The organism is Paenarthrobacter sp. NPDC089322 (assembly GCF_040684895.1).
Taxonomy (GTDB): Bacteria; Actinomycetota; Actinomycetes; order Actinomycetales; family Micrococcaceae; genus Arthrobacter.
The window spans coordinates 30953-47666 of record NZ_JBFBGW010000015.1 but is presented as its reverse complement, the minus strand read 5'-3'; the positions used below and the strand labels follow the sequence as shown (position 1 = coordinate 47666).

The following is a 16714-nucleotide window of genomic DNA, read 5'->3' as shown; positions in this document are numbered from 1 at the left end:
TAAGGAGACACGGTGGCTCACTTCGTGATCATGGGTTGCGGCCGTGTTGGCGCAACCCTGGCACACACTTTGGAGGATGCCGGCCATTCCGTGGCCATCATCGATCAGGACGAGCGTGCTTTCCGCCGGCTGCGCAACACTTTCACCGGACGCAAAGTCACCGGCGTCGGATTCGACCGCGACACACTCAAGCAGGCAGGCGTGGAAGAGGCGTATGCCTTCGCCGCTGTATCCAGCGGTGACAATTCCAATATCCTCGCCACGAGGGTGGCCCGGGAAACCTTCCATGTTGCCCACGTCGTGGCGCGGATCTACGATCCCGGCCGCGCTGAGATCTACCAACGCCTGGGCATCCCCACCGTTGCCGCAGTGCGTTGGAGTGCGGACCAGGTCCTCCGCCGCATTCTTCCCGAACAACATTTGGCCGGTGACTATCGCGAACCATCGGGACGCTTGGTGCTGGCCGAAGTCGACCTCAACGAGGGGTGGATCGGCCACAGAATCAGCGCGATCGAGGCCGCTGCCGGGATCCGCATCGCCTTTTTGACGCGCTTCGGCGAGGGCTTGTTGCCCCAACCGGGAACGGCGTACCAGGAAGGCGACACAGTCCATGCGATGTTGAGCGTGGACAGGACCTCGGAGATCGGCCGGATCCTCGCCAAAGCACCTGCCAAGGAGATTTAGTGAAAGTTGTCATCGTCGGCGCCGGCAGCGTGGGCTCTTCCATTGCGCGTGAACTCCTTGCCCACAACCACCAGATCCTGCTCATCGACCTCAAGCCGGAGGTCATTGGGCGCAGTGGCCTCCGGGGCGCCCGTTGGCTTGTTGGCGATGCTTGCGAGCTCAGCACCTTGCAGGACGCCAAACTCGAGGATGCCGACGTCGTGGTTTCCGCCACCGGTGACGACAAGGTCAATTTGGTGGTCTCGCTGCTCGCCAAGACAGAGTTCGGAGTGGGCCGTACGGTTGGACGTGTCAACAACCCGAAGAACGACTGGATGTTCAACGACTCCTGGGGCGTGGACGTCGCAGTCAACACCCCGCAGCTGATGACTGCGCTGGTTGAAGAAGCAGTGGAAATCGGAGACATCGTGCGTCTCCTGACACTGCAGACCGGCGTGGCTTCCATTGTGGAATTCACGGTTCCCCATGATTCCCACGTCATCGGCAGCACCGTCGGCGATATCGAATGGCCGGAGGATGCCACGCTGGTGGCTATCCTGCGGGACCAGGCGCCCATCACTCCCAGCCGTGACGACGTCCTGGACGGCGGCGACGAGTTGTTCTTCGTGACAACCATTGCGGCCGAGGACGGGCTGCGGGCCCTGTTGTCGCCGGCTTCCATGGCAGGCCAGGGGCCCCGTGACGGTGCTGCGGAAGTGGTGGATCAGGCAGCAGACGATGACGGCTTCGACGGCTGAGGTGCTGGCTTGGTGACCAGCCACGCAACCCACAGTCCCAGGATGTAGAGGGGCGCACCCATGAGGAGCCGGGTGGTGGCCAATGCAGAGAGGCCTGCCTCACCCATGAAGTACAGGGGCACCTGCACCACCAGCCGCAAGGCCAGTACGGCCACCACGATCCATGTCCCCAGCTTGTAGGCCCGTACCCGCTCCGGGTCCTTCCGCCATTCCAGGCCCTCGTTGCGGACAAAGCCAAACAGCAAACCTGCAACCGGCCATTTCAGGACGATGGAAAGCACCATGCCGGCTATGTAGGCGAGGTTGGTGAAGAAACCGAGCACATAGAAGTCCTCGGCTTTCCCCGTGGTGTTCGCCAGCCATGCGGAGATGCCGACGCCGACCACACCGGCAAGTGCCTGGGTCAAGGGACGCCGCTGGATGAGTCTGACCACGGTGAATACCGCGGCGGCCGCGAGGGCTCCCACGAGGGATATGGTGAGATCACGGGTAATGGTGAACGCGACCAGGAAAACCAACCCCGGCAGGATGCTTTCAGCTATGCCTTGTACGCCACCGGCAGATTTCAGCATGTCCACATGGCCTGCGCTGTTCCGGTGAAGCCCCGCCTTTTCAGCGTAGCCCGCCGCAAAATCGGCGACGCTGGGTCCTTCCGGTGCCGACGATTTGCCCGGAACCGCAGCACCGGTGTCGTCACCTCCCGGGGATGGCTGCCCCGCGTCCTTGGGTCCTGGTCCATTGGCCACGGTCATAGGTGCTCCTGACGGGAAAGTATTTCGTAGCGGGGGTTGAACATGGCGGGCTGGCCATCGAGTTGCGTGACCATGCCGTCGAGCCGAAGCTCGACTCCGGCTTCTATTCCGGGGACCCGGCTCCTGCCCAGCCAGATCACACGCAAGCGCGCAAAGGGTTCCTTTCCTGCGCCCGGGGCGCCAGCAGGCACGGCCCTGTGCTGCAAGGCGTCCACCACAACGGCCGAGAAGAAGGGCTGGTCGCTGGGGGGCTGGTGCGTGACGGACTCAATGAATCCTGTACACGCTGCCCTCCCCCTGGCAGGAAGGCTGCTCACGCCATGCCGCGGAGGCGGCTGCGGCCCGGCAGCTTGCGACCATCCTGACGAATCAGCCAATCTGCGTGATCTCCGGCCCTCGCTCAGGCTGCTTCAGGGCAGGACCGTCCTGTGGTCCGGATTGGGAAGCAGGTTGTGGAGCGCCTCCCTGGGCGGGAACAGCCGCATCCTTGGGCAGCCGCAACTGCAGGAGTTCCCGGGGAGGCATGGGGTTGTCACCACGAACAACAACGACCCGACGGAACAGTTCCTCCAAACCTGCAGCGGCATCACGGTCCAGGGCAGCCTGGCCGCCCAGGACGCCCCGGAGGAACCAACGCGGCCCATCGACACCCATGAAACGGGCCGCACGGAAGCCGCGGCTGCCATCGGCAGCTTCCGCCGGAAGCTTGGCGACGAGTTCAGTGCCGAAGGTTCCGGTGATTTCTTCGGTTTCGCCGCCTTGGCTGGCAACGGACTGGCTGATTTGTTCCCGGATCTCATCCCACAGGCCTTCGGAACGCGGTGCAGCGAACGCCTGCAACTGAAGGCTGGAGCCTGCCAAATCCATGGTCACAGCCACCACACGCTGGGTGGCTTCTTCCACCTCAAGGCGTAGTTGCAGTCCCTCCGCGGGTGCTATCAGCAGCGCGCCGAGGTCTACATAGCCGTCGCGGTCTTCGATCTCCTCAACGTCCCAGGGACCCTTCCCAAGACGAAAATCGCCCTTAACGACGGACTCGCCGCTTTGGCCTGACGCCTCGACGGACTCGTTTTCCTCGACGGCGGCAGCGGGCTCCGTCCGCTCGGCCTTGGACTTTTTACCGCGCCCAAAAAGCATTGGGTTGTCTCCTTTTTAGTGGTCTATCCCCAAGTAAACCGCAACCACGCAGAACCAGGGCAATGCCTGCAATCCGTGCCCATGTCCACTGGCGTTCCGTTGCTGGTCAGACCACCGGAGCGTTGAAACCTCCGGTGGACCCGAAACCGCCCGTTCCCCGTACGGAATCCGACAATTCGTCGACGGGTACGAAGCGCGCATATTCCACGCGCTGTATCACCATCTGGGCAATTCTATCGCCGCGCTTGAGGTCGATGCCGTGGTTTTGATCGGTGTTCAACAACGTGACAGCGATTTCGCCGCGGTACCCCGCATCAACAGTCCCGGGGGCATTGACGATCGTCAGTCCATGCTTGGTAGCCAGGCCGGACCTCGGGTGGATCAGCGCCACAAAACCGTCCGGCAGGGCAATCGACACTCCCGTGGGAACCAGCTTTCGTTCGCCGGGCGCCAAGTGAACATCTTCGCGGGCGCGAAGATCCGCTCCGGCATCGCCCGGGTGCGCGTACGACGGTACTTCCAGCCCGTCGTCGAGCATTTTCAACTGAACGTCCAAGGTCGGGGCGCCGTATGGTGCGGTGCTTCCGCCGGCTGGTGTGTCTGAACTGATTACTGCGGTCTCGTTGCTCACAGTGGAACATTCTACGTGGGTGGCTGGTGGCATTGCAGTGCCCCGACCGTAACCGCCGCGGGCACCGCCGGACAGGAGACACGCTCCCTCTTGGCGGCCGGATAAGCTGGAGGCATGCCTACGCCAGACCAGTCTGCCCCCGTGCCTGCCCGGAACAATTCCTCCGACTCCGAGGTCCTGTTCACCGAAAAACTATGGCCGACTGTCTGGATCTGGGTTGTCGTCGTAGGACTCTCAGGCGCGGGCATCCTGATGTTCTCCCCGATCAGTACTGCGGCAGGCATCATCGCGGCCCTGGTGCTCCTGGCCATCATGACTACTCTGTTGGTTCTTTCAACACCCACCATCACCGTCACCAGGGATACGTTGAGGGTAGGCCGGGCAACCATCGACCGCCGGTTCGTGGGCTCCGTGGAAGCCTTCAGGAAGGCGGAGGCCACCGCCGAGCGTGGTCCCCGCCTCAACGGGCTCGCCTACATGTGCTTCCGTGGGTGGATTGATCCCGTAGTCAGGATCGAGATCACCGATCCCGCGGACCGAACGCCCTACTGGCTGGCATCGTCACGCAGGCCGGAAGAGCTCGTGGCCGCGTTGACCGGCAAGTAATGCTCCTAGCCTTCACATTCGGTGCAGTAGAGGTGCCCGTCCCTTTCAGTAGCTATCTGCGAGCGGTGCTTCACCAGGAAGCAGTTGTAGCAGGTGAATTCGTCAGCCTGCGGAGGCATCACCTGAATCAGGAGTTCTTCCCCGGAGAGGTCCGCTCCGGGTAGCTCGAATCCGTCCGCGAGGTCGGTCTCGTCAACGTCCACCGCCGAGGATTGCTTCCCCGACTGGCGCGTCTTGAGTTCCTCAATGGAATCCTCGCTGACGTCTTCCTCGGTCTTTCGAGGGGCATCGTAATCCGTGGCCATGGTCCTTCTTTGTCCTCTGTAGTTGCTGCGGTGGGATTCCGGGCCCGGGTGTGTGGTGCCCGCCGCCGGTGTATCGGTGTAAACGCCGGACTCGCCCGTTTTGTGCCCGGTATCGGCCAGATTGTCCTCCCCTGCCGGATGATTGTCCAGAGGCCGGGCCAGCGCCCCCAAGCCAGCTTCGATGCCCCATTTTCATTGGAATATCACGGCACGCCCTTTGTCCTAGTAGGAAAAGGGCAACTCGGGTGGCAGAGTTTCGAATGTCAGTTATGCCATGTGGTGGAGGGTGTTATGCAGGATCTACGGCTGGTTGGCGTCCACGACGACGGCGGGCATCTGCTGCTCAGCGGACCCGGCGGTGCGATGTTCCAGCTTCCGATCGACGAAGCCCTGCGTGCAGCCGCAAGCCGGACCCCTGCCCAGGTAGCTGCACGCGCGTCGATAACCCCTGTTGCCATGTCCCCAAGGGACATCCAGGCCAGGATCCGCAGCGGAGCCACGGCGGCCGAGGTCGCCGAACTGTCCGGCCTCCCGCTGGCCAACGTTCAACGTTACGAGGGCCCCGTCCTTGCTGAACGTGAATACGTCGCACAACAGGCCCGCGCCATTGAAGTAGCCTCGCCTGCACCGGGGCATGACATCTACCGCTCCGTCTTTGGGGACAACCCGGCCACCCTCGGCGAGATGGTGGCACACAGGCTTTCAGCGCACGGCATCGATTCTTCAACTGTTGAATGGGACTCGTGGCGCCGTACGGACGGTTCCTGGACCGTCGTCGCCCGTTTCGACGTCGTACCGAATGCCCACGCGAGTATCGGCGAGGAACCTCCCGCCATGTGGACGTTCAGTCCGCAGCGAAAGTCCCTGCAAAACGCCAACCGCTGGGCGCAGCAGCTCAGTGAGCTTGAGCCGCTTGACGGTCCCGTACCCGCACGGCGCCTCACTGCGGTCTCGGACCGCCCTTTCGACTTCGAAACCGACGCCGAAACGGCAGCACGCGCTTCAGCGAAGGAATCCGACAACCTCCTGGAGATGCTCCGTTCCCGCCGTGGACAACGCCTGGGGGTGGACGAGGACGGTGATGATGCCCTGGCCGTGCTGCTCAGCAATGTGCCCGCTGCCCACCCCCGGCCGGGCGAAGAAGACGAGCACCTTGCAGGCGACGACACCGTCGAAGAGCCCGAGCAGCCCGCGGCCTCCGAACCGGCGCGGAAAGATGGACGCCCTTCCATGCTGTCCCGGCTCAGCTTGGCGCCCAGGCACGTCGAACCGGACGAGGGCGACGACGCCCTGAAGCTGCATGACGGGGTCAGCACCGAGACCCGCGAAATCACCGTCGTGGCCAGCCCTCTGCGGCCCGTTACGTCTTTGGCCGGCAGGAAAGGCGCTGCTGCAGGCACTCCCTCCACGGCAGATGCGGAGGAAAAAACAGACTCCGGCCGTGAACCCGCACAGCGCGCCGGCTTGGATGAGCTGCTGGGCGGCCCGGTCAGCACGGGGGTCAAAGCGGAACGGAACCCCGGTGACGCGCCTGCAGGAGAAGCACCCGCTACTGAGCCCAAGGAAACAGCGGCTCCAAAGGACCATGAGGCACCTGTGGAACGTCAACCGTCCCGTGCGAAGCGATCCAGCATACCCAGCTGGGACGAGATCGTCTTTGGTGCCCGCGGCGACTAAGGGCGCCGCAGTTCTCCTGCACCCGGCCAGAGGCAAGCATCGACATCGAACGGCAGGGTTTGGTCGGCTCCGGCCATGAGGTTGGCACCGTGGGCAGTGACCCTGCGCATGTAATGCCGCCGGCACAGAGTCTCGTACTCAATCACGCTTCCGGATTCAGCGGCACCGTCCACGTTGCCGGGCGACACGTCTCCCACCAGGACCTGCTCGCCCTCAACCACCATGATGCCGTCCACGGTCCGGGCGTTCTGGGTTGCGCGGCGGCCGCACCAGCACAAGGCCTCAACCTGCAGGACCTGAACCCTGTCGGCAAGCTCAATCAACCGTTGCGAGCCGGGAAAGAGCCTCGTCCTGAAGTCGGATGTTATTCCGAAAGCGAAGACGTCCACGTCCATTTCGTCCACGAGCCGCGCCAACTGCTCCACTTGGGCCGCTGAGTAGAACTGGGCTTCGTCGCAGATCAGGTAATCCACCTTCAGACCGCTGGTCCGCCGGACCACGACTTCGTCCCAGAAGTCCGTGGCGTCGCCAACTTCCACGGCGTCGGTCTGGAGTCCGAGCCTGCTGGAGATCCTTGATCCACCTGCCCGGTCGTTGCAACTGAAGCGTACGCCACCGCGACCCCGTGCCCGGTGGTTATGGTCCATTTGAAGGGCCAACGTGGACTTGCCGCAGTCCATGGTGCCCGAGAAGAACACCAGTTCAGCCACGTCTGCCCTTCTTGCCTGCGGCCGGGAAGCAAACCAACGGTACTTCCCGTTCCGCCTTGGTCAACGAACCATGTTGGCCCACGACTTCCAGTGCCGTTGGGCGCACGCGGCGGGTGTCATAGAGGGCCAAAGTGTCGCGGGCAGCGATCATGACGTCCCCGATACGCGGCGCCACCTGCGGATGCACCTCTCCGAAAAGACCGGCAGCCAACGCTTGCTCCCGGGTGAACGCCCAGATACGTTCCCCAAAGCGCTTCCGCCAGGCGCCGATGAGTGCATTCCGCGAAGCTTCCCCGGCATCAGGCTCCAGGTAGAGATGAACCATCCGCGGCTCCCCTGCCGTGTGCCGGACACCCGCCACGAGGGATGGGTCCGCGGAGTAGTCAATGCGTTGGGATTCGGGGACGTCCAGCATGCCATGGTCGCCGGTCACGAGGATGGTGGTACCCGCGGGCAGTGTGGCTGACAGCCTCTTGGCGGTGGCGTCGAGTTCCTCGAGCTGGTGCTCCCAACGATCCGACTGGCAGCCGTAGCGGTGGCCTGCCTTGTCGAGTTCGTTGACGTAGAAGTACATGAGGGAAGGGCCGCTGCCGGCCATCGCTTCCGCGGCGGCAGCAGTACGTGCATGCAGCGTAGTGCCGCCTTCAAAGCGGCTTCCCCTCAGCGCGGCCCGGGTCATCGGCGAATTGCCGAATTGCGGGAGGCTCACTGTGACGACGTCGACCTCGCCCGAGAGACGTTCAAAGACAGTGGGGTGCGGCTGCCAGGCGAGTGGATCAACCTGGGCATCCCAGTTGCCGAGCAGATTGACGACCTTGTCCTGGCCGGGGTCCAGGACGTCGTAGCCCACCATGCCATGTTGTCCGGCGGAAAGGCCGGTGCCCAGGCTGGCCAAGGAGGCGGCAGTTGTGCTGGGGAAGGCGGAATCTATCCACGTCGGCACGTTTCCTTGGCCGCCGGTCATCACGGAACGCAGGAAGGGTGTGTGCGACGCCTTCTGCTTGAGCAAACCCCTGCCCAGCCCGTCGGCCAGGACCACGCAGACACGCTGCGCCGGGGGCAGGTGCAGCTGGTTGGCGTAGCCGGGGACTCCCAGGCTGGCAGCTGCGCTCGTGAAGACCTCGGCAATGGATTTGCTTCCGAACAGCGGCGCCGATGGCAGCTCGGGCACAGGGGCTGTCGCAGGTTCGGCGTGTACGTTGTCGTGTGCAGCCACGCTCAACGCTGGTGTCCGCGGCTCAGACGGTTGCTGAAGACGCCTGACCGGGTCCGGGGCGCGGGCATGGCGACGTGAGGAACCGGCGAGGCATTGCCGGTATTCACGGCCCGGAGCGCCCTGGCAAAGACCTTGGCGTCCTGCACGGCCTGGAGTCCATCCGCCTCGGCGCTGATGCGCAGGACGATGTCCTCCTGGGCGATGGTTCCCGTGTAGCCGTGGTCGGCCTCGCACTGCGGATCGCCGCAGCTCGCGGGTCCCATGTCCAGCCGCTGTCCGCCGGACCACGCGATGGACAGGGTCAATTCACGAACAGGGTCCGAAGGCTTGTAATCCTGCGGTTGGGAGTACATGTAGCTCAGGACCACGGATCGGATCTGGGCCACCGGCACGGACTCAGTGGAGATCTGGGCAACGATCTGTTCGCCGGCCTCGTCCAGCTGCTGGTCATCCACATGCGTGATCACCAGCATGTCTTCCGTGAGCACCAGGACCGTGATGTGGCGTCGCACTTCGGCACGGTCAAAGTGCGTCTCCAAGTGCACCAGGTGCGACAAGCAGTCGCGGCCGTCCAAGGCATCATCAACGACGTCCGCCACCAGCCGCGGATAGAAACCTGCCTGCTGCAGTGCCTGTTCGAGGCTCTGTCCCTGCGAGCTGTGGTGGTGTGCGGTGTGATGCCCGGTAGCGGACGGACGGGATTGAGGCGTCGGAGACTGGGTGCTCATTCCCCCATTTTCACAGATCGGATGATGACTTCATAACCGTGCGCCCCGGCACGGAAGCCCGTCAGGGGACCGTCGGAGCTGCGGCCCCGGCTGCCGGAACTGCTAGCCCCGCATGGCGCGGCGGGCACTGTCAGTGCGTTGTGCCGCGTTGCCGATCCAGACGTCGGCGCCCAGGATCGTCGCGCCGGTCGGGCCCGCGAGTACCGGGTTGAACTCCACCAAAGCGATTCCCGGATGGTCATCCTTGATTTTGGCCAACCTTGCAGCAATGTCTTCCAGGGCCGCGACGTCCACCGCGGGGAGGCCTTGGTAACCGAACAGCTTCCTGGATGCGCGGGGCGAACGGATGATGTCGTGGAGATCTGCCGCGGACAAGGGCGGGACGCGGTGGGCCCAGTCATCCAGGAGGTTCACGGCATCGCCGGCCAGGCCGAAGGACAGCACCGGACCGAGCAGCGGGTCCTCCATGGCGCGGAAGGTGCAGGCTTGCCCCACGGGAGCCATGGCCTGGACTTCAAGAGACGGTGAGCCATAAGGCTCCAAAGCGCGGCGCATCTGTGCGATGTTCTGCCGCAGGGAGTTGGCGTCATGGATATCCAGCCGGACACCGCCCAGGTCCAAGCGGTGCCGCAGCGCGGGATCCGTGGTCTTCAGGACGACGGGCCAGCCTATGCGTTCCGCCGCTTCAACCGCTTCATCGTCCGTCCCAAAACCGATCGTTGGCACCACTGCGATACCGTAGCCGGCCAGCAGGGCGGCGGCAGCACCGGCGTCGAGCTTCCGCAATTTCTCGCCGGTCACCCCGGCAAGCATGGCCGAAAGGCTTTCCTTGGTCGCCTCAACATCGCAACCTTCCGGTTCCACGAACAAGCCTTGGTCCCGGTCACGCCACTGGGCGTAGCGTACGATGGCCGCCAAGGCATTCACGGCCGCTCCGGCATGTGAAAAACACGGCAGGAGCGGCTTGCCCGGGTCGCCCACCATGCCTTCCACATGGACCGACGGGTCAAGGATCCCCGTGAACGCCGCTACGACTGGTTTCCCGGCTTCAGCGGCACATTCGGACAGGACACCCGCCAAGGCCTCGACAGTGAGGCCGCGTGCCGGCAGGAGCGCGGCAATGACGGCGTGGACAGACTCGTCCGCGAGGCTCTCCTGCAGGCTGGTCCTCAGCGCCGGAAGCGCCAATGACATTCCGGCGTCGAGGTCGACGTCGGTCACGAGGCGGTTGACATCGAGCCCCAGGGGCCCGGCGCTGTCCGCCACGACCTTCCCCAAGGCCACGGAGTTTGAGTAGACGGCAACCCCGGGCCCGGTGGGCAAGGACTGCGAGGAAACGATCTGGGCTATGTCCATCAATTGCTCAATGGTGTCCACGCGAATGACACCGGCCTGCCTCATCATGGCGTCCACAGCGGCAGCCGGCGCCTGCGTTGTGCGCACTTCATGGCCGGGCGGCAGGCTCAGGCCCGTGACGTCGGATTTGGCCACGATGACCGGCTTGCTCCGGGACAACCTGCGGGCGAGGCGTGAGAACTTGCGGGGGTTGCCGATTGACTCAAGGTAGAGACCCACCGCCGACGTATCGGCGTCGTCCTCCCAGTACTGCATGGCGTCGTTACCTGAGACATCCGCCCGGTTGCCGGCGGAAAGAAACGATGACAAGCCGAGCCGGCGGCGGCTGGCAGCCGCGTAAACAGCGACGCCCACCGCGGCGGACTGGCTGAACAGACCCAAGCCGCCGCGTGGAGGCATCCCGGGGGCCATGGAAGCGTTCAGGGAAACGGCCGGATGGGTATTCAGGATGCCCAAGGACTCCGGCCCGATGACACGCATGCCGTTCGCACGGGCGCGTCGAACCAACTCGTGTTGACGTGCCAAACCACGTTCGCCGTCGTCGGCAAAGCCTGCCGTGGCCACCACGATCCCCTTGACTCCGGCAGCGGCGCAATCGTCCACCACCTTGGGGACTTCCTCGTAGGGAACAGCCACGATGGCCAGTTGCACCGGCCCTGGTATCTCGGACAACGTGGCGAACGAAATCATGCCGGCCAACTCGAAAGCCTCGGGGTTGACCGCGTACACGGGGCCTTGGAACCCGCCTTCGATGATGTGCTCCAGCAGTTGGTACCCAACGGTTCCCCATTTGCGGCTGGCACCAATCACAGCCACCGACGACGGCGCCAGCAAGTCCCGCACGCTGCGCGCCTCCGCGCGGTGCTCGCGGGACTCCATGACGGCCCGGGATTTCTCGGTCGGGTCGATGTTGAACTCGACGCTGACGACGCCGTCGTCGAACTGCCTGGTGAGGTCGTAGCCCGCATCGGCGAACACCATCAGCATCTTGCGGTTTTCCGGCAGGACCTCGGCCGTGAAGCGGCGGATGCCGTTTTCGCGGGCGGCCACCGCCAGGTGCTCAAGGAGGATCGAGCCGATCCCGCGTCCTTGGTGGGCGTCGGAGATGTTGAAGGCGACTTCCGCTTCGGTGGGGTCGTCGAGGCGGTCGTAGCGGCCGACTCCCATGATCTCGCCGCGGATGGTGATGACGAACGCCACCCGGTTGACGTGGTCCACTTCCGTGAAACGCCGCACTTCCTTGCCGGACAGTTTGGGCTTGAAGGAAAAGAAGCGCATGTAGATGGAAGCCTGGGATTGGCCGGCATGGAAGGCCTGCAGGGCGTCAGCGTCCTGCGGCCGGATGGGGCGGATGTGGGCGGTCCCGCCGTCACGCAGGACGACATCGGCTTCCCAATATTCCGGATAAATGCCGACGTCGGGCTGATCCACCATAGGCTTAGCCTAGCTAAAACATCCGCAGTACATCTTTAAGGATCCACCTACCCCATGGCCCGCAGCCAAACTTCCGCACGTAAAGGCGAGCCCCTCGGCGATTTCACCGAGACGATCGTCGACATTGACGTCACTTCCGAGATGGAAGGCTCCTTCCTGGAGTATGCCTACTCGGTGATCTACTCGCGCGCCCTCCCCGACGCGCGTGACGGTTTGAAGCCGGTACAGCGACGCATCCTCTACATGATGGCGGACATGGGTCTGCGCCCGGACCGCGGCCATGTCAAGAGTGCCCGCGTGGTTGGCGAAGTCATGGGAAAGCTGCACCCCCACGGCGACGCCGCCATCTACGACGCCATGGTCCGCATGGCACAGGACTTTTCGCTGCGCCTGCCGCTGATTGACGGCCACGGCAACTTTGGATCCCTCGACGACGGCCCGGCAGCTCCGCGGTACACGGAAGCCCGCCTGGCGGCAGCCGCGCTGACGATGACCGACCACCTCGATGAAGACGTGGTGGACTTCGTCCCGAACTACGACAACCAGTTGACCCAGCCGGATGTCCTGCCGGCTGCGTTCCCGAACCTCCTGGTCAACGGCACCACGGGCATCGCCGTGGGCATGGCGACAAACATGGCCCCGCACAACCTGGTGGAAGTCATCGCCGCCGCCCGGCACCTCATTGCCCATCCGGATGCCACGTTGGACGACATCATGAAGTTTGTCCCCGGACCGGATCTTCCCACCGGCGGCCGCATCGTGGGCCTGGACGGTATTCGCGACGCCTATGCCACTGGCCGGGGTTCCTTCAAGACCCGGGCAAAGGTGGAAGTAGAGCAGCTCACCGCCCGCCGGACCGGCCTGGTGGTGACGGAGTTGCCATACATGGTCGGCCCCGAAAAGGTCATCGAGAAGATCAAGGACGCTGTCAACGCGAAGAAGTTGACGGGCATCAGCGACGTCGTGGACCTCACCGACCGCAACCATGGATTGCGCCTGGTCATCGAGCTGAAGAACGGCTTCAACCCGAACGCCGTCCTCCAGCAGTTGTACCGCTACTCGCCCATGGAAGATTCTTTCGGCATTAACAACGTCACGTTGGTGGACGGTCAGCCTCAAACACTGGGTTTGCTGCAGCTCCTCCAGGTCTATGTGGACCACCGCCTGAACGTCGTCCGCCGCCGGACGGCTTTCCGGCTTGGCAAGAAGAAGGACCGCCTGCACTTGGTGGAGGGCCTGCTGATAGCGATCGTCGACATTGACGAGGTCATCCAGATCATCCGTTCCTCGGACGAAGCCACTGCGGCGCGTGAACGGCTCATGTCCATCTATGACCTCACCGAGATCCAGGCCAACTACATCCTGGAACTGCGCTTGAGGCAGCTGACCAAATACTCTCGGCTGGAGCTTGAGAAAGAACAGGACGAGCTCCGCCGCGAGATCGAAGCCCTCGAAGCGATCCTCGGCTCAGACCAGTTGCTCCGTGAATTGGTGTCCGGCGAACTCGGCGAAATCGCCGGGAAGTACGGCACTCCGCGCCGGACAGTGCTGCTGGAATCCGAAGCCGTCTCTCCCACGGTGGCAGCATCGATTGCCGCTGCTCCGGGCCCGAAGGGCAAGGCCGCGGCGCTTCCCTTGGAAATTCCGGACGATCCTTGCTGGGCACTCCTCAGCGTCTCCGGACAGGTCGCCCGGACTTCCCATCAGGAACCCCTGGCCGAATCGGGCCCCCGGGCAAAACACGATGTCTTCCGATCGGTGGTAAAGACCACCGCCCGCGGGGAAATCGGGGCAGTCACATCGTTGGGCCGCATGATCCGGCTCCAGGTCATGGACATGCCGGTCCTGCCGCCTGTCAGTGGCCTGCCCAACCTTGCGGGGGGCGTCCCCGCGAAGGACTTCATCACCTTGGTCAAGGGCGAAACCCTGGTGGCGTTCGTCCCCTTGGACGTTGTCCTTGCCATCGGAACCGTCCAAGGCATCGTAAAACGCGTGCAGCCCGACTACCCGCTGAACCGCGGGGACTGGGAAATCATCACCCTCAAGGAAAAAGACTCCGTGCTGGCCGTGGAACCGGCCCAGGAGGACGACGTCGAACTGGTCTTCGTGACCAGGCAGGCGCAACTGCTGCGGTTCAGTGCCTCCAATGTCCGTCCGCAGGGCCGCACTGCAGGAGGGATGGCAGGCATCAAGCTTGCCGCCGGCGACGAAGTCATCCACTTCGGTGCCGTACGCGCGGACGACCCTGCCGCCGTCGTCGTCACCATCGCCGGAACCAACGGCGCCCTGCCGGGCACGGCTCCGGGCACCGCCAAGGTCACAGCATTCGAGGAGTACCCGGCCAAGGGCCGCGCGACGGGCGGCGTCCGGGTGCACCGCTTCCTCAAGGGCGAAGATACGCTGCTTCTCGCATGGGCGGGACATGGTCCGGCAAAGGCGTCGTCCGCGGCGGGCGTAGCCAGGGCGCTTCCCCATGAGCATGGGAGAAGGGACGGATCGGGCGTGCCGTTGTCCCAGCCGGTGGAAGCCATTGGGCCCAGCATGACATGGCCTGACGTTCCCACGGAGTAGTCCGGCCGGTAAACGCGGTAGCAACACCACAAAGCAGCAGGGCCGGCGGTCATGACCGCCGGCCCTGCTGCTGCCTCCGGACTTACCAGCCCATCGGCGGGCTAGCCGTTCTGGTTGACGCTCAGAATGTTTCCCTCAGTATCCAGGAACCACGCGGCGGCGCTTCCGTCCGGCATCGTGGCGATGCCGTTCTCTGTCTTCAGCCCGGGGAGGTCGTAGTCTTCGAACACCACACCCTTCCCGCGGAGTTCCTCCACGGTGGCCGGGACGTCGTCGACCATCCAGCCCATCTGCGTGTTCTTGGCGGTTCCCGCGTTGGGTGTTTCGTAGAGGAAGAAACCCGTCCCGTTCCCGCATCTGTACTGAAGGTTGTCGTTATCGTCCGCGTTCTCGGGTTCAAGCCCGAGCTTCTCGCTGTAGAACGCGCGGGCCCGGCTTATATCCTGTGCCGGCAAGACGGCACCCACTTGCTGATCCTTGAGCATGATTTTCTCTTTCCGGCTCTCCCCCCGGAACGAACTCTACTCTTGGGCGAACACGAAGCAATGGGAATCGGCAGCATATTTGGCCCCCGCGACGGTGCATGGACAGGATCGGCTTAGACTGGCGGCATGCCGATCATCCCTGACGAAAAAGACTGGACCTGGGTGCTTTCCAAGCCCTGCCCCGAATGCGGCTTCGACCCCGCTACGGTGACTCCTGCAACTGTTCCCGGAACAGTGCTGAACATGCTCCCCCGGTGGCGGGCCGTCCTGCGTCGCGAAGACGTGGGCGTACGCCCCAACGACCATACGTGGTCGGCCCTTGAATACGCGTGCCACGTGCGCGATGTGTTCAGCCTGTTCGATCAGCGCCTGAACCTGATGCTGACCGAGGACGACGCACGATTCGACAACTGGGACCAGGACCAAGCAGCGATTGACGGTGAGTACGGCGAATCGGACCCGCGGACCGTGGCCGAGGAACTGGTTGCGGAAGGCGAACAGATCGCCGAGTCGTTTGCCCGGGTGGTGGAGTCCGAGTGGGAGCGTTCCGGTACCCGCAGCAACGGGTCGTCGTTCACGGTGCTGACGTTCTCCAGGTATTTCCTGCATGACGTCGTCCATCACCTGCACGACGTCGACGGCTAGGACTCAAGGCTCCAGGGTTTTTTCCCACGTCATGCTGCGGTTCACGGCTTCGTAGCCCATCCTGAGGTACAACGCGAGCGCGCCGGTCGGATTGGCCGAGTCCACATCCAGCGAGGCTACGTCCATGCCCCCGGCACTGAAACGGCGCATGGCGTCGGCCAGGAGTGCCTGCGCTATGCCACGTCCGCGGAACTCACGCCTCACGCCGAGCAGTTCCGTGTAGCCCTCCTTGAATCCCCTGTCCGCGGCAGCGTCCGGATCAAAGCTCGCGAGTTGGTAGCCGGCTACCTCGCCCGTCGCCGCTTCGACCACCACGGCGCTCCAGTCGGGCCGGGCCGTGGGTTCTTCGATCGTGAAGCGCCACGATTCTTCATCGCGGGGCTCGCTTCCCCAGTGGTCCCTGAAAGCGTCATTGTGTGCCAGGCGGACCGGTTCGTGGAGTGAGGGGTCGAAAGTCCGCAACTCGAGTCCGGGTTGGAGGCCGGTGTCGGGAGCGGGTACGGACAACGGCCTGTGCATTTCGTTGAACCAGCGGACGATCCCATAGCCCTTGGAGGTCAACAGTTGTGCCTGGTGGCCGTGCTGTTCCTCTGTCCGGACGCGCAGGCGGGGTGGTGCGGTGATGCGCCCTGCAGCGGCGTCGTCCCTGAACCTGAACCGTGTTTGGGCTTCCTGCCAGGCAAGGACTGCCGAACCGATCCCGCGACGCTGCCATTGGGGGTCCACGCATCCCATGGCGAGGGCCTTGTCCCCCTCGGGGTTCTTGCTGATCCGCCCGTAGGCCCGCGCGACTCCATCGGAGTCAAAGCCGAGGAGCGTGTTGGCGCGGGGGTCGTTTTTGGTGGACTCGAGTACGTGGACAAGGTCGCCGCGCTTTTCATACCAGACGGGATGTTCGACGGCGGCAGTCCGGGCAATCAGCTCCGCCCAGTTCCCGAGGTCATGGCTAGTTGCGGGCCGCCACTGAAGGCCGGTTGAGTTGGCGTCGGGCAGGATGTGGCGCGGGGCGTCTGAGGGCATGCCAACAGGCTACTGAGGAG

The 16714-nt window shown here is 64.0% G+C and carries 17 protein-coding genes; 6 read left to right on the top strand and 11 right to left on the bottom strand.

Going from position 1 to position 16714, the window contains the following annotated elements; genetic code table 11:
* Positions 1–12: 12 nt before the first annotated feature.
* Together AB0N65_RS14735 and AB0N65_RS14730 are read left to right on the top strand one after the other, a co-directional pair.
* Positions 13–684: a TrkA family potassium uptake protein gene (locus tag AB0N65_RS14735; protein ID WP_364162911.1), complete on the top strand. Its 672-nt coding sequence runs from the start codon at positions 13–15 to the stop codon at positions 682–684.
* Entirely contained in the window at positions 684–1421 is a 738-nt protein-coding gene (locus tag AB0N65_RS14730) for an NAD-binding protein (protein WP_364162908.1), read from the top strand. The genes AB0N65_RS14735 and AB0N65_RS14730 overlap by 1 nt, the downstream gene beginning before the upstream one ends.
* On the opposite strand, the gene AB0N65_RS14725 is transcribed toward AB0N65_RS14730, so the two are convergent.
* From AB0N65_RS14725 to dut, 4 genes are all read right to left on the bottom strand, one after another.
* Positions 1388–2173 carry a DUF3159 domain-containing protein gene (locus tag AB0N65_RS14725; protein WP_364162904.1) on the bottom strand — a complete coding sequence of 262 codons (786 nt, stop codon included), beginning with the start codon at positions 2171–2173 and terminating at the stop codon, positions 1388–1390. The two genes, AB0N65_RS14730 and AB0N65_RS14725, sit on opposite strands and share 34 nt — an antisense overlap.
* Entirely contained in the window at positions 2170–2490 is a 321-nt protein-coding gene (locus AB0N65_RS14720; protein WP_364162901.1) for a hypothetical protein, read from the bottom strand. The genes AB0N65_RS14725 and AB0N65_RS14720 overlap by 4 nt, the downstream gene beginning before the upstream one ends.
* A gap of 52 nt (positions 2491–2542) precedes the next feature.
* Positions 2543–3310 (bottom strand): DUF3710 domain-containing protein, encoded by a 768-nt coding sequence (locus tag AB0N65_RS14715; protein WP_364162898.1) that lies wholly within the window; start codon positions 3308–3310, stop codon positions 2543–2545.
* A 106-nt stretch (positions 3311–3416) separates the two neighbouring features.
* Positions 3417–3941, bottom strand: coding sequence for a dUTP diphosphatase (dut, locus tag AB0N65_RS14710; RefSeq protein ID WP_364162895.1), 525 nt, complete (start codon positions 3939–3941; stop codon positions 3417–3419).
* A 114-nt stretch (positions 3942–4055) separates the two neighbouring features.
* Between dut and AB0N65_RS14705 the strand changes: the two genes are divergently transcribed.
* Complete coding sequence (locus AB0N65_RS14705; protein WP_364162892.1) at positions 4056–4547, top strand: DUF3093 domain-containing protein; 492 nt, start codon at positions 4056–4058, stop codon at positions 4545–4547.
* Between the two features lie 5 nt (positions 4548–4552).
* Here the strand turns inward: AB0N65_RS14705 and AB0N65_RS14700 are convergent, their stop codons facing one another.
* On the bottom strand, positions 4553–4852 hold the full coding sequence (locus AB0N65_RS14700; RefSeq protein ID WP_364162889.1) for a DUF4193 domain-containing protein: 300 nt from the start codon (positions 4850–4852) through the stop codon (positions 4553–4555).
* A gap of 291 nt (positions 4853–5143) precedes the next feature.
* On the opposite strand from AB0N65_RS14700, the gene sepH reads away from it, so the two are divergent.
* Entirely contained in the window at positions 5144–6529 is a 1386-nt protein-coding gene (gene sepH, locus AB0N65_RS14695) for a septation protein SepH (RefSeq protein ID WP_364162886.1), read from the top strand.
* Here sepH and AB0N65_RS14690 read toward each other — a convergent pair.
* The 4 genes from AB0N65_RS14690 to AB0N65_RS14675 form a co-directional block, all read right to left on the bottom strand.
* On the bottom strand, positions 6526–7239 hold the full coding sequence (locus tag AB0N65_RS14690) for a thymidine kinase (protein ID WP_364162883.1): 714 nt from the start codon (positions 7237–7239) through the stop codon (positions 6526–6528). The genes sepH and AB0N65_RS14690 overlap by 4 nt on opposite strands.
* The gene (locus AB0N65_RS14685) at positions 7232–8455 is read right to left on the bottom strand and encodes a nucleotide pyrophosphatase/phosphodiesterase family protein (protein WP_364162880.1); all 1224 of its coding nucleotides are present in this window, start codon (positions 8453–8455) and stop codon (positions 7232–7234) included. Before AB0N65_RS14685 ends, AB0N65_RS14690 begins: the two co-directional genes overlap by 8 nt.
* A 2-nt stretch (positions 8456–8457) precedes the next feature.
* On the bottom strand, positions 8458–9183 hold the full coding sequence (locus AB0N65_RS14680; RefSeq protein WP_364162877.1) for a DUF5998 family protein: 726 nt from the start codon (positions 9181–9183) through the stop codon (positions 8458–8460).
* A gap of 102 nt (positions 9184–9285) precedes the next feature.
* A complete protein-coding gene (locus tag AB0N65_RS14675) occupies positions 9286–11973 on the bottom strand; it encodes a GNAT family N-acetyltransferase (protein ID WP_364162875.1) in 2688 nt (895 codons plus the stop codon).
* A 54-nt stretch (positions 11974–12027) separates the two neighbouring features.
* On the opposite strand from AB0N65_RS14675, the gene AB0N65_RS14670 reads away from it, so the two are divergent.
* Positions 12028–14544 (top strand): DNA topoisomerase IV subunit A, encoded by a 2517-nt coding sequence (locus AB0N65_RS14670; protein WP_364162872.1) that lies wholly within the window; start codon positions 12028–12030, stop codon positions 14542–14544.
* A 101-nt stretch (positions 14545–14645) separates the two neighbouring features.
* Here the strand turns inward: AB0N65_RS14670 and AB0N65_RS14665 are convergent, their stop codons facing one another.
* Positions 14646–15029: a VOC family protein gene (locus tag AB0N65_RS14665; protein ID WP_364162869.1), complete on the bottom strand. Its 384-nt coding sequence runs from the start codon at positions 15027–15029 to the stop codon at positions 14646–14648.
* Between the two features lie 126 nt (positions 15030–15155).
* Between AB0N65_RS14665 and AB0N65_RS14660 the strand changes: the two genes are divergently transcribed.
* The gene (locus tag AB0N65_RS14660; protein ID WP_364162866.1) at positions 15156–15674 is read left to right on the top strand and encodes a DinB family protein; all 519 of its coding nucleotides are present in this window, start codon (positions 15156–15158) and stop codon (positions 15672–15674) included.
* A 3-nt stretch (positions 15675–15677) separates the two neighbouring features.
* On the opposite strand, the gene AB0N65_RS14655 is transcribed toward AB0N65_RS14660, so the two are convergent.
* Positions 15678–16694, bottom strand: coding sequence for a GNAT family N-acetyltransferase (locus AB0N65_RS14655; protein WP_364162863.1), 1017 nt, complete (start codon positions 16692–16694; stop codon positions 15678–15680).
* Between the last annotated feature and the right edge of the window lie 20 nt (positions 16695–16714).